Raw genomic sequence first — 13,605 nt, forward strand, 5'->3', positions numbered from 1 at the left:
TTATTTTATCTAATATCATATTGATTTTTATCCAATTTTACATTTAAAGTATACAACATTATATTCAAAACATCTATATTTATTTCAACTCTCATACCTAAAAAAAATCCCTAGCCATCATCTCCGCCGTAGCCCGATTATACCCCTTTTTCAAATACCCCTGCACAATCGTTCCAAACATTCCCTTAACCATATCATCCTCAATATCGCAATATGCCTGCATCTCCCCAGACAAAGCCATTACCACATACTCTATTGGCTTGTTATCCAACAACCTATGCAGCTTCGCCAGTGACTGCTCCGTTGTCCTCAGAGCAGCCTCCACTTCTTCACACTTTATCCGCAACATATTTCCATCTGTAAACCACACCTCAACATAGCCGTTATCCATGTTATAAGCACACTCCACGATATTATCCATTCGATTATCTTTCATCTCATCAATCCATCCTTCCCATTATCTTGTCCCATAAGACCTGTCATACTGCCTTATCTGCTGCTCTGTACGCTCCTGTTCCTTTACCTTACGAATAATCGTATCAATCTGCTCTGCACCGGCATATCTCTTCACACGCTCCAGATCATCAGCCTTTTCCTGCAACAGCTCTGTCCTATCACTCATATCCTTAATCTTGCCCTTGTAAAACTCCACATCATCTGACAATCTCTTCTTTTCCTTTCGAAGCTGTATTACTTCCTCTTTTAGCCTTACACACTGGATTGTCAGATTCTTTATCAGTGTTTTAAGTTTATTCACAAATGGCATGACTACCTTATCCCGAAATAACTTAGCACTTGCAAATGCTCCCGGCTCCGGCAATTGCCACTCCGGTGCTTCATCATACTTTCTTACATCACGCTGTAATAACTGCTCCGACTGCACTATCTGCTCTATATGGCTCTTAAGCTCATTCTGTTGCTTTTCAAGTTGAACATTATTCTGTTGCAAATCATTGTATTTCTGTCTTAATGCCTGATTATCAGATTTCAATGAATCATTCCTTTGCTCCAGAGTGTGATTGTCAGCAGATAACTGATCATTCACATTCTTCAATTTACTATTCGTATATTGTAAATCTTCATGCCGTTGTTCCAGTTCTTCATTATCTGTCTGCAACTGTAACTGCTTTTGCTTCAAATCATGATTTTCCATGCGAAGTCTGTCCTTGTGGCTTTCAAGCCTTGTATTCTCCATCCTCAAATTCTGATTACCTGCAAGCAGTACTTCCTTCTCCTGTTGTGCTATAGTTCTCTCTTCATTTGCCTTCTGTGTAGCTTCCTCAGCCAGTTCTTTTTCGATAGTAACATTCTGCAATTCCTGTTTCTTTACAGAAACCTCTTCTCCAAGCTGTGCAACCACCGAAGATATTTCCCGCTTCTGGCTATCCAATTCAGCTACTTCCCTTGCCCGCTCTTTCTTTTCAAATTCAAGCACCGACAAATGTTTCTCATGTGTACCCTTTTGCAGCCATTCCACACCATATCGCTCCATGACTGTCGCAAGTTCCTGCTTCTCTGATGCAATCCACTGATTTAATTCGGTAGCACCTCTAGTGCCACCGGTGAAGCCTTCTGCCACTAGTGCAGATTTTAATGATACCCTTGTATCAAGTCCTCGCTTACTTCCTGTAATATATGGTACAAAATCAATGTGCAGATGCGGTGTTTCTTCATCCATATGCAAATGTGCCGAGAATACATACAAGTTCGGATTTCTAGCTTGGAACTCATCCATAAATTCCGTTAAAATCCTTTTTGCCAACAATCCATCTTCACTTTTGGCATTCATATCATCTTTATTTCCAATCTGAAATATCACTTCATGAAATAACTTTTCCTGCTTACCCCTCCTGATTTTTTCATAGTAGTTATCAATCATGCGATCTTTTCGTTTCTGTTTTGCATTATATCGTTCCAGTGCTTCATCAAACAATTTATGATAAACCTGCTTAATATCTTCCTGGCAAAATTCCACATTATTAGCACTTCTGTTTTTATCTACATTCTTAGCTGTAAATGTTCTGGTATTATGGTTCACAGAACCTTTTCCGATCATTGCACTTATCGTTCTCTCCATAGGCAATCTTCCCCTTTCTTTTATCTGTCATATTAGCGCCGGATATCGGCATAGAGCGAGGTTTCCTCGCTCTGGCTTTGTTACTTTCGTCGAAAGTAACGCAAAAGCACTTTTGACAGCTACGCCATCAAAAATGCAACCTGACAAGTCAGGTTTTGCGCCCTGCCGGGAGCTTTTCTACCTGCGGCAGTCAGTGTACACAAGCCTCCACTGTGTCAACCACACCTCATTTTCCTTATCTATTCTAACGGAAGCGTGACACGCAGCCGTTATATATGTTTAAGAAAAACTACCACCGAAAGCTCTCCAGCACACCTCGTCTATCCAAATATTCCTTTCGAGCCTTTTCCTTTTCTTCTTCCGTTGGTGCAGTCTTATATTTTGTATACAATTCTCTCATTACCATTGCATCCAGTTTCTTCTCCAGCCCCTGTTTTATCTGAGGCAACAGTTCCTCCTGTTCCAACATAAAATATCTCATTATCGCAACGAAAAGTTCTTCTGAAATCTGTACATTTTTCATATCAATCCACCATTCCTTTCCTAATTCATTCAAGAACGCAACACTGCAAAGTCTATATTCTTTGCAACCTTGCAAAGTTTATCTCCGCAATTTCTATATAGCCTGCAATGTTGCGTTCTTACCCTATCTCTGTTTTACTGCATCCAGTTCCCAATAACACGAGTTATTGATTTTCTTTGCCTGGATGCCCAATTCTTTCTTTGCATTTTCCAATGTTCTCTTTGAAATGCCCTGTTTATCAGCCATTTCAAATATTTCATTACTCTGCACCATATTAGTTGTTTCTGCCAATTCACGAAGCATTTGCTTTGCTTGTTCCAGCTTATTTGCTTTTGGTGCAATACCGCCAAGTACTTCATCTGCTGTAATCTCATAATCTCCCAACCAACGAAAGCCCGTTTCTGATAACATAAATGCCTTCGGATGTCCAAATGCCGCAAGATTATTCATTATCTGAACAACTGCTCTTGTATTAGGTTCTCCCTCTATTCTGCCGACCAGAAGCACACTCCTCGCCACAGCAAAGAAGTCAATGGAACCCATGCCCCTGTATGCAGCTTTATTACCAGATGCCTTGTTCATATGACCAATAAGAAGAATTGCACACTAGTATTTCTCTGCTAATGCTCCCAGCTTCTTAGTCATATCTCTTGCCTCATTTGCCCGGTTCATATCCATGCCACCACCGAGATACGCCTGTATCGGGTCTAATATCAATACTTTTGCCTCTGTCTTTGCAAGTGCCTCTTCCAGTCTTTCATCTGCCATAGACAGGGATTTATCACTTTCATCAATAACCAGTATCTTTTCACAGTCCGCCCCGGCAAGTTCCAGCCTCGGCTTTACTGTATCTGCCAGTCCATCCTCTGCCGTCTGATAAATGACATTTACCGGCTCCTGCACATCCATATCACTGTCGAGACATTCTCCCTTTGACAGCTTTGCTGCTATATTTAACACCAATGTGGTCTTTCCATCACCCGGATCTCCTTGAATAATTGTCAGCTTCCCATATGGTATAAACGGATACCACAGCCATTTCACTTCCTGTGACTCAACCTCCGACATCCGTATCATCTTTAATTCTGTCTTCTGTTCCTCCATAAAAGTCCTCCATTTTCCAATCTTTTATTTGCTCCTAAGAAGAACCTCTGCTATACTCTAGTTGTATTTACAGGTGTAACAGGGGTTTTCTTTTGTTACCGCAAGTCCTAACAGTTGCCGCTGTCAGGACTTTTTTCTTTATCAATCTGTACTCCCTGCCAGAGATACTTGGCACCATCCAGTATTGCAATAATCGCCTGTAACATATCCATACAGTCATTTCGCATATCTTCCAATCCATCAGCAGTAAGTGTTACCTCCTGCTGTTCCAGTTGTTTTACCAGTTCTGAGAGATTTGTCTGCATATTCTGCAGTTCCTCTACAAGCTGGTAAATGACCTCTTTCTTTCCTACAACACATATTCTGTTATAAATGCAGGAACGTACAAAATAATCTTTCTTCTGCATACCGCTTGCAAGTATCTTGGCTTCAATCATTTCCCGCTCTCTGTCCGATACTCGAAAGCTGATTGTTGGATGTTTGTGTACTCCGCTCATAACTCGTCCTCCTCATTCTCCAGTTCTAGTCTATCTGCCAGTTCTGCCTGCTTATTAGGGTATAAATGTGAATAAGTATTTAATGTTGTTTCTATCTTTTCATGTCCCAGCCGCTCCGCTATTGCCAAGGGCTGAAATCCAAGTTCCACCAGAAGCGATGCGTGGCTGTGACGCAGATCATGAATACGGATTCTCTTAACCCCTGTTTCCTTTATGCCTCGTACAATCTCATGCTCCATATAAGATTTTGTAAACCGGAACATTCTTTCATTTGGCATAATTCCATATAAACGACTGCAATATTCTTTTAACTCTTCTGCCAGAAATGGTGGTATTGTAATCTTACGATTGCTCTTTGGTGTCTTAGGCGGTGTAATTACATCTTTTCCATCCAATCTCTGATAGGATTTAGAAATGCTTATAATTCGTTTTTCTAAATCAATATCTGCATAAGTGAGTGCCAGCAATTCTCCTATACGCATTCCTGTCCAATACAGAAGCATAAATGCCATTCTCGCCTCCGGTTTCTTGTCCATAGACGGAAGAAACTGCTTAAACTCCTGTTTTGTACAAAACTCCATATCATCAGCCTTGCTTTTCCCGATACTTCCTGCTTTCCCGCAGGGATTATCTTTCAAGTCATAATATCTGACCGCATAATTGAAAAGTGCTGCCAACTGGTTATTAATACTTTTAAGATAAGTTGGTGCGTACCCCTGCTTAATCAATTCATTCTGCCAAGCCCGGATATCTGATGTCTTAATCTCACACATCTTTTTCTTTTTTAAATAAGGTGTAACCTTTAAATCAAACACATATCTTTTATTCTTGATTGTGCTTTCTCTAAGCCGATTCTCCACATCAGCGAAATAGATTTCAACAAAATTCTCAAAGTTAATATCCAAATCTTTTCTCTGCTGTTGCCGGAAGTTACGCTCCCACTCCTCTGCTTCTGCTTTTGTCTTAAAGCCTCTTTTGTTCTTTTTATGGCGTACACCCTGCCAGTCCTCATAATAGAACTGGCTACGCCATGTTTTACCATCTCGTGTAGCTGGCATATCATCATCTCCTCTCCATTAACCAACTGCCATGCCATAAAATTTTTCTTCAAAATACTTTGTAGGTACCTTGCCTGAAATCACTCGATAGCCTTTTTCTTTCAATTCATTATTAAGACCACGAATGATTTTGTAAGCATATCCTCTTGATACTCCAAGAATCTGTGCAGCTTCATCTGCTGTTACATACATCTTCATCGTATTCTCCATATTGTGTTCTCCTTCCTATTTTTATTATAGTACACTTTTGTGACCTTGTTTATCTGTATTATATAGTACTCATTTGTGTCCGTCAATCAATTTAGCAAAATTATTATACACAAATGTGTCCCATTGTGATAGAATAGGGGTAACAAATCATAAAGGAGCATTTTTATGACTACTGGAGAAAAGATTAAATACTTTCGCAATATGCGTGGAATATCACAGGAAACACTTGGTCAGTTGTCCAGCATAAATTCCGCAACAATAAAGAAATATGAATATGGAATCCGTAATCCAAAGCCTGACCAGCTTTTAAAAATTGCCAATGCACTAGGCATCAGCATTAATATTTTCATGGATTTTGATATAGAAACAGTTTCTGATGTATTATCACTACTGTTTAAGTTAGATGACCAAATTGATATGAAATTTGAAGCAGATAAGGATGAGGAAGGCAACTTCAAGCCAGCTACTGTTAAGCTGTCCTTTAAAAACAATCTCATCAACAAAAAGCTCTGCACCTATATGAAAGCTCTGGAAATTCGTGAAAATATGACAAATGCTAAAGATGAATATTCAGAAGCAGAGTATGCTGACAGTTTGCAGCATATCAATGAAAATATCGAAGAAATCAAGCAACATCTGCTTGATGACAATATGGTTGTCAAAAAAGGTACTGACCGCCTTACTGTAAAAAACTATATAAATTAGGAGAAAATCTATGGACATATTTATTAATTATCTTATCAAGAATAAAGAATGGATTTTTAGTGGACTTGGTATCTTTGTTATTGGAGGAATTATTTCTTTAATAAAAATATTAATAAATCATCACAAAAAAGCAACCCAAAAATCTATGAAACAAATTAATAAAGACAACTCTTCTGGGACACAAATCGGAATTCAAAATAACTATTATCGAGGAGATAACGAACATGACTAATGAATCTTTTGAAATAATACAAGAAAACAAACTGGGCTCGCAAAGTACACAGATTGCTCAGCAAAACAATTACTATGGGATGGACTACCAAAACACCAAATCTTTATGCCAAGATTTAATTAGAAGTGAATTAGAAAAGTATAAATCGGATGCAGAACAACTTGCTAAAGAACGTGATGAAAAATTCCTATCTACTTTATTTGAAAAACTACATCGTGAAAAAATTGATGACAATTCAATGTGTGAAGAATTTAAAAATCCCGACATGCAGTATACATTTGTCGAAGCACAAAAAGCATACATTCGTTTAGGAACTCCAGAGCTAGAAACCATTTTGTCAAATCTTCTAGTTGATCGTGCAAAAGAAAGTGACCGCACTCTTCTTCAAATTGCTCTCGCTGAAGCCGTTAGTGTCGTACCGATGTTACTTCCATCACAACTAGATATTTTGGCTCTTTGTTTTAGATTGAGATACACTCGCAATAATATGATCAACAGTCTCTCCACATTTTTTAAATATATTCAGGAAGAGATTTTGCCTCATGTACCACACTCTATTGATAAAATGTCTTCTTTTCAACACTTGGTATATACAAAAACTGCAAGTATTGATATAGGTGAGATTTCATTAGAAAATATTTTTATTGAAACTTATGGCGGATTATTTTTATCCGGATACGTTCCCGAGGAATTAAATGATGTTATCCAAAAATACCCTAATTTTTTTATACGATGTATACAGGATCAATCCAAAGTCCAAATTAATTCCATAAGCAGGAAATCATTAGATGAGCAGCTATCGTCAATAAACAATATGCCAGAAAAAGACAAAATATTCATTCAGGAACACTTTTCAAATAATTTAATGTCACCAAATGCTGTTAAAGATTTTATATGCTCAAATATTCCTTCTTCGAAAATATTATTTTCTCAATGGAATGACACCTACTTGAAACACTTAACTCTTACTTCTGTAGGTATCGTTTTAGGAGCAAATCGTTCTAAACAAATTTCTGGAACAACCTTTGATATGAATATTTGGATATAATTATTTCAAACTTATCATGAAATTAATTGTAACCTCTTGAATTATCAGACATAAGGTGATAATATCTAATTAAACAGAAAGCACCCACTCCAAAGGTGGATGCTCCAAGTTTAGGTTAACGAATGTCCTTAAGGACACCGCCTATCCTGTGGATCAGACAGGATAGGCATTTTTATTTTCGCCTGATCTTCCTCGAAGATCTTTTCTCTTTATCGAGAAAGGCAAGCAACGCTACAATCAAGCTACCAAAGCACATCAACAATGCTAATATCCCAATGAAAATCGAAATAATCTCATAAGCCGTCATCGGCGCCACGTCTACACTCCGTTTCGGTCGGTGCTAAACAGGTGACACTGGCACCTAGCACCCCTTCCTATGTATTCCGGTTGCCCGGTATCATAAAACTCGGGAGGCTACCACCCTGTCATGGGTACTTTCCTTAGATAGTATCCTAACATAAGAACTAATGCTTCTGCAAGGATAAATGTTATGTCTTTCAAAATCTTATTATTTTCTCCCAATTATAATAACATGATTACTTGCTCCTAAAACCGACTGTTCACGGCATACACTATAATGATAGTCGCACCAAGTTTTGAACTGATTTTCATCCCATTTGTCAACCTTTTGCGATAAAAGAGGAGCTAAACCATCTTGGGCGAAATGGTCTACAATTTTTAATCCATATCTTTGATAAATTGATTCCATTTCATCTTTTGATGAGTAATAAGTATCTGTCCAAAAGCACTTCTCATCATCATGCTTTAGCACACCAGTTTCAATAAGTTGTTTCGCCAAGTGTTCATCCAAATATTTTTCATTGCTCGTAACAATATATTGAAAAACATAGTATCTTGGAATGTACGCAGTAACCAAAAGCCCGCCTTTCCTTAACACTCTTAGACATTCCTTCATGCATTTTTCTCTCTGCTCTTCCGTAATCAAATGATAAAATGGTCCCATATTGAGAACAATATCAAATGAATCATCTGCGAAACAGGACATATCTGTAGCATCCAAAACAGAAGTATTCATATGATAATTTTTATTGGTAAGAGTTCGATTAATAATGTCTATATGCCTTGGCGTAATATCTGTAGCAGTTACATCATGCCCCTTATCTGCAAGCCAGAAAGCATAAATTCCTGTTCCTGCTGCACAATCTAATATTTTACTCTTGGTGCCGATAATCTCATCCAAAACTCTTGTAGTTGTTACAAATTCAATTCTTCTTGCATTATTTGTAGTCAAACGATTTTCCTCTTTGTAATTCTCGTAACTGTCAACAACATAATTCATCACTAATTCCTCCGATTCTATTATTTTTATGTATTAAAAAAGCTACCCTCCTTAAATTTACTTTAAGGACGATAGCTGATAGCTTCGTGTTACCACCTTAATTCATCTATATCTCGCAATATAGACCTTAGCAAGTACGGAAATCTCTTTCGATACTCTGACGCTATAATGGGCGTTCCCAGTGTAGCCTAATAAATATCTCACTCGGTACACGGCTCCAAGACTGGTTCAATATTTCTTCAATAGAGTTTTCCACCAAGCAACTCCTCTCTGTGATATCCAAAATATTTACTATCTCTTTTCATCGCTTTTTAACATAATAGATTCATAATTGTCTTTTGTCAATTCCAATTTTTACCATTATATTTGAAATCTCTCAAAAGCAGCTTTCACTTCATCTAAATCTTCATACTTTCCGGCAATAATACTTAATATTTCGTCATCTGGTTGCCATAAATCTGGAACCATAATTGCTTTACATCCAGCTTTATATGCCGATAGTAAGCCATTCTTTGAATCCTCCAAGGCATAACATTCCGCTGGATTTGCTCCTAATAATTCACAAGCTTTTAAATAAATCTCCGGATTAGGCTTTGAGTTTTGAACCATATCTCCACAGACAATTCCAGTAAAATAATCATATATGCCTGCATCTTTTAAATGTTTCTCAACCTCCCAGCGTGGAGATGAAGAAGCCACTGCCATATTGCAATCATTATCTTTTAAATAGCTTAGCAGATTATAAAGCCCTTTCTTTACAGGAACTTTATTTCCACTATAATAATTTTGTAAAAAAACCTTTGTATACTTTCTTAACTCTTCTTGATTGTATCTATCTCCAAATTCTTCTTTCCATACATTATAAGATGAGACAATATTCATACCCAAGGTCTTATAAACCATATATCCTGCCTTACCTATCCCCATCTTTTCCCCCGCATAGTCCCAGGCCATAATAAATACTTTTTCCGTATCAAACATCAACCCATCCATATCAAAAATTACATTCATATTATATCCTCCATTACTCCGCCCACAAATAGAGCCAAACTAGAGCCATTTGATAAAACAAATGCCGGAAACCCGTATAAATACAGGCTTTCGGCATTTTAATCCGTTATTCAAACTCAATCGTTCCCGGTGGCTTACTAGTCAGGTCATAGAATACCCTATTAACCCCGCGCACCTCATTTATAATTCTACTCATAACCGTCTGGAGTACCTCAAATGGTATCTCGGCACTTTCGGCTGTCATAAAGTCAATTGTATTGACTGCACGAAGTGCAACTGCGTAGTCATAAGTTCTTTCATCACCCATAACACCAACTGAACGCATATTAGTGAGGGCTGCAAAGTACTGGTTTGGCATCCAGGCTGGTGCCTTGCCATTTTCTTTCTTGTAGGCTTCTACTGCCTTGTCTACTTCTTCACGGTAGATGTAATCGGCATCCTGTACGATACGAACCTTGTCGCCTGTTACTTCGCCGATAATTCTTATTCCAAGTCCTGGACCTGGGAATGGCTGACGGAATACAAGATGTTCTGGTATGCCAAGTTCAAGACCAGCCTTACGTACTTCATCCTTGAATAAGTCACGGAGTGGCTCAATAATCTCCTTGAAATCAACGAAATCTGGAAGACCTCCTACATTGTGATGTGACTTGATTACCGCTGATTCACCGCCAAGTCCACTCTCTACAACGTCTGGATATATAGTTCCCTGTGCAAGAAAGTCAACTGCACCAATCTTCTTGGCTTCTTCCTCAAACACACGAATGAACTCTTCACCGATTATCTTTCTCTTAGCCTCTGGTTCAGTAACACCTGCAAGCTTAGAGTAATATCTTTCCTGTGCATTTACCCTTATAAAGTTAAGGTCAAACTGTCCTTCTGGACCGAATACGCTTTCAACCTCATCGCCCTCGTTCTTACGAAGAAGACCATGGTCTACGAATACGCATGTAAGCTGCTTTCCGATAGCTCTTGAAAGAAGACCTGCTGCCACTGATGAATCAACTCCACCAGAAAGTGCAAGTAATACTTTACCATCGCCAACCTTTTCACGTATTTCCTTAATAGTATTCTCTACAAATGCATCCATTTTCCAGGTTCCAGCACATCCGCATACTCCACGCACAAAGTTGTGAAGCATCTTTGTACCTTCCTGTGTATGAAGAACTTCTGGATGGAACTGGATTGCATAGAGGTTCTTTTCTGAACACTCTGCTGCTGCCACTGGACAGTCTGCTGTATGTGCAATTATCTTAAATCCTGGAGCAACCTGTGAAATGTAGTCAAAATGGCTCATCCACACGATAGTCTTTTCTGAAACATCTCCAAATAAAGCACTGCTCTTATCAACAAATGTCTCTGTCTTTCCATACTCTCTTACTGGAGCTTTCTCAACCTTGCCGCCAAGAACGTGCTGCATAAGCTGAGCACCATAACATAATCCAAGCACTGGAACACCAAGTTCAAAAAGCTCTTTAGTACAAGTAGGTGAACCTTCTTCATAGCAGCTATTCGGACCACCTGTAAGGATAATTCCTTTAGGGTTCATCGCCTTAATCTGCTCAAGAGGTGTTTTGTAAGAATATATCTCACAATATACGTTACATTCACGGACACGACGTGCAACTAACTGATTGTACTGTCCGCCAAAGTCAATAACTATAACCTTTTCCTGATTCATATTGTCCCTTTCCTAATCATAAGTTTGCGCTGAAGATATATTTATATGCATTTCTATACTTTAATCAGCTAATCATAAAAAATATCCAGACACAATATGCATATATAAATAATATTATGTAGGGGTCAAAAGCCCCGACTTTGATACCTACGGATTGTTCCGTGCTATGCACTCCCACAATCCTACCCAATATTCACATATCGTGAGATTATCATCCCACTTTTATGCTCATATCGGGGGGCGTGTCACAAGGTCTAAACCCACCTATGAGCGAGCCCATGTGGGTTTAGACCTTGTGCCCCTGGTATCATAATATACATATATATAACATATACATATATAATATATACATATAACACACACATATATTAATTAGATATTCTACATAACAATTTTTTATATCAATTTACAGCTCTTATTGTTTTATATTTCTTTCCATTGCTTTTAAAGTATATATCAGTATATATAACACATCTACAACTCATATATACATTTATTATAGTAAACAAGCGGTATAATGACAAGCATATTCTTCAATCTTTATTACAATCCATACAACACAACCTCCTATTATTAATCTGTTGTATGCTTATACCGCTTAATTTCAGATTTATACAGCTTTATATTTCCATAAGGAACTCGTCTACATATTTCCTCATATCGTCAAATTCTGCATTAACCTCAGGTACATCAGACTTAAAATCCAGCAGTTTATATACATAACCTTGTTCCTTGGCCTGTCTATAACTTTCTTTATACACAAGTTCAAAAAGCAGTGATATATGCCCTACTATATGGTCAACTGCACTCCTTCTTACACTTTTAAGTACTGTTTCCTTCTTATAAAAACTCTCAAGTACCTCTTTGGTTATGATTCCATTCTTAAGTTCCTCTGTTGTTACATCATATATAATCTCCATAGGAATATCTGCATTTACCTTAAATATGTCAACCTTATCTGCATCACGCAGTATATCACAAAACATACGCTGTCTTTCGGTGAGGTCTTCTTTTACACGATACTTATTATGCTGTCTTATTGCCATTTCAAGAAGTCCTGTATCTTTATTGTGGTGCTCATTATTTTTTATTATCTGCTCATCTTCTTGATTTTCAGGCTCCGCAAGCTCACATTCTTCATAATACCCTTCTGCAAACTTCCTTATAAGACCTTCCTTAAACAGCAGATCTGCCCCGAATTCTGCATGGTCTACTGACTGGACATCATTAAATGTACCGAAACGCCTTATCTGCTCAAATCTTCCTATGTCGTGTAACATTCCAAGAAGCCACGCAATATCCACATCCGGTTCACTTAAACCTAATGATTCTGCAATTCTTTGACACAATCCTGCTACTCTGTATGTATGATCTATCTTAAGCTTTATCTTTTCATCTGATGGGTCATAATTTCTTACATACTCTGCAAATGCATTGATAACATTTTCCCTGTTAATAACTGGTTTGTTAATACTTTCCACAACATCAATAAGTCCATTAAGGTCAGCACATACCATATATGTAAGCTTCCTGATATCATCATCTATTGCTATTGTATCGGGAATATGAACAACTCTCATATCTGCCGCATATCCAGCCTTAATGCCATTAATGCTGTCCTCAACTACTACTGCCTCTGACGGATTTACGCCTATTGCCTTAGCCGCACGAAGGAATATATCTGGTTCTGGCTTTCCATGTTCGACTTCATCTCCATATACAACCGCATCAAGATAATCCCACACTCCTATTTCATGAAGTGTTTTCTCAGCACTTTCACGCCTTGTTGATGTAGCAACTGCACACTTTAATCCATTATTTCTTATATATTCAAATATGTCCTTTACGCCCTTTTTAACAGGAATACCTTCTGTTTCCCTTATCTTGTATACATGCTGTGTTCTAAGCTCCTTCGCTTCCCAATAATCTATCACACCCTTGTAATAATCATCAAAGAACTTGCAGCAAAGCTCTGCCGGAGCACCCTTAAAGCTGTCTATAAGCCACATGGGCATATCCACTCCAAGCTGCCCTGCCGCCCATAGCCAGCCCTCATTAGACTGTCTTTCTGAATCTATAAGAACGCCATCCATATCAAATATAATGCCTGATACCATTTTTCTTCTCCTAGCAATCAAATATCGTATTTTTACACTTTA

The 13,605-nt window shown here is 38.1% G+C and carries 15 protein-coding genes and 1 other annotated feature; of the genes, 3 read left to right on the forward strand and 12 right to left on the reverse strand.

What is annotated here, in order from left to right:
* Window positions 1-97: 97 nt before the first annotated feature.
* From C7390_RS09685 to C7390_RS09715, 8 genes are all read right to left on the reverse strand, one after another.
* Window positions 98-436 carry a DUF6061 family protein gene (locus tag C7390_RS09685; protein ID WP_116444112.1) on the reverse strand — a complete coding sequence of 113 codons (339 nt, stop codon included), beginning with the start codon at window positions 434-436 and terminating at the stop codon, window positions 98-100.
* 21 nt (window positions 437-457) lie between these two features.
* Entirely contained in the window at window positions 458-2,077 is a 1,620-nt protein-coding gene (locus C7390_RS09690; protein ID WP_116444113.1) for a plasmid recombination protein, read from the reverse strand.
* A 289-nt stretch (window positions 2,078-2,366) separates the two neighbouring features.
* Window positions 2,367-2,675: a hypothetical protein gene (locus tag C7390_RS09695; protein WP_318295650.1), complete on the reverse strand. Its 309-nt coding sequence runs from the start codon at window positions 2,673-2,675 to the stop codon at window positions 2,367-2,369.
* A gap of 48 nt (window positions 2,676-2,723) precedes the next feature.
* Window positions 2,724-3,182: a hypothetical protein gene (locus C7390_RS13770; RefSeq protein ID WP_318295651.1), complete on the reverse strand. Its 459-nt coding sequence runs from the start codon at window positions 3,180-3,182 to the stop codon at window positions 2,724-2,726.
* Window positions 3,183-3,206: 24 nt separating this feature from the next.
* Complete coding sequence (locus C7390_RS13775) at window positions 3,207-3,704, reverse strand: AAA family ATPase (protein ID WP_318295652.1); 498 nt, start codon at window positions 3,702-3,704, stop codon at window positions 3,207-3,209.
* A gap of 107 nt (window positions 3,705-3,811) precedes the next feature.
* On the reverse strand, window positions 3,812-4,201 hold the full coding sequence (locus C7390_RS09705) for a plasmid mobilization protein (RefSeq protein WP_116444114.1): 390 nt from the start codon (window positions 4,199-4,201) through the stop codon (window positions 3,812-3,814).
* The gene (locus tag C7390_RS09710; protein WP_116444115.1) at window positions 4,198-5,259 is read right to left on the reverse strand and encodes a site-specific integrase; all 1,062 of its coding nucleotides are present in this window, start codon (window positions 5,257-5,259) and stop codon (window positions 4,198-4,200) included. The genes C7390_RS09705 and C7390_RS09710 overlap by 4 nt, the downstream gene beginning before the upstream one ends.
* Before the next feature lie 18 nt (window positions 5,260-5,277).
* A complete protein-coding gene (locus tag C7390_RS09715; protein ID WP_116444116.1) occupies window positions 5,278-5,469 on the reverse strand; it encodes an ICEBs1 excisionase in 192 nt (63 codons plus the stop codon).
* Window positions 5,470-5,634: 165 nt separating this feature from the next.
* Between C7390_RS09715 and C7390_RS09720 the strand changes: the two genes are divergently transcribed.
* From C7390_RS09720 to C7390_RS09730, 3 genes are read left to right on the forward strand one after another with little or no spacing between them, the layout of a single operon-like run.
* Window positions 5,635-6,174 (forward strand): helix-turn-helix domain-containing protein, encoded by a 540-nt coding sequence (locus tag C7390_RS09720; protein WP_116444117.1) that lies wholly within the window; start codon window positions 5,635-5,637, stop codon window positions 6,172-6,174.
* 10 nt (window positions 6,175-6,184) lie between these two features.
* On the forward strand, window positions 6,185-6,406 hold the full coding sequence (locus tag C7390_RS09725; protein WP_116444118.1) for a hypothetical protein: 222 nt from the start codon (window positions 6,185-6,187) through the stop codon (window positions 6,404-6,406).
* Window positions 6,399-7,454: an LPO_1073/Vpar_1526 family protein gene (locus C7390_RS09730; RefSeq protein ID WP_116444119.1), complete on the forward strand. Its 1,056-nt coding sequence runs from the start codon at window positions 6,399-6,401 to the stop codon at window positions 7,452-7,454. The genes C7390_RS09725 and C7390_RS09730 overlap by 8 nt, the downstream gene beginning before the upstream one ends.
* Window positions 7,455-7,962: 508 nt before the next feature.
* On the opposite strand, the gene C7390_RS09735 is transcribed toward C7390_RS09730, so the two are convergent.
* From C7390_RS09735 to C7390_RS09750, 4 genes are all read right to left on the reverse strand, one after another.
* On the reverse strand, window positions 7,963-8,754 hold the full coding sequence (locus tag C7390_RS09735; RefSeq protein WP_318295653.1) for a class I SAM-dependent methyltransferase: 792 nt from the start codon (window positions 8,752-8,754) through the stop codon (window positions 7,963-7,965).
* A gap of 61 nt (window positions 8,755-8,815) precedes the next feature.
* Window positions 8,816-9,068 (reverse strand) — a binding site (T-box leader).
* A gap of 46 nt (window positions 9,069-9,114) precedes the next feature.
* Entirely contained in the window at window positions 9,115-9,765 is a 651-nt protein-coding gene (locus C7390_RS09740; protein WP_116444121.1) for an HAD family hydrolase, read from the reverse strand.
* A 106-nt stretch (window positions 9,766-9,871) separates the two neighbouring features.
* Entirely contained in the window at window positions 9,872-11,446 is a 1,575-nt protein-coding gene (gene guaA, locus C7390_RS09745) for a glutamine-hydrolyzing GMP synthase (RefSeq protein ID WP_022204477.1), read from the reverse strand.
* A gap of 620 nt (window positions 11,447-12,066) precedes the next feature.
* Window positions 12,067-13,563 carry an HAD-IA family hydrolase gene (locus tag C7390_RS09750; protein ID WP_116444122.1) on the reverse strand — a complete coding sequence of 499 codons (1,497 nt, stop codon included), beginning with the start codon at window positions 13,561-13,563 and terminating at the stop codon, window positions 12,067-12,069.
* Window positions 13,564-13,605 lie beyond the last annotated feature (42 nt).

Origin of the sequence: Bacteroides galacturonicus (assembly GCF_003096855.1) — a bacterium.
Classification (GTDB): Bacteria; Bacillota; Clostridia; order Lachnospirales; family Lachnospiraceae; genus Lachnospira; species Lachnospira rogosae.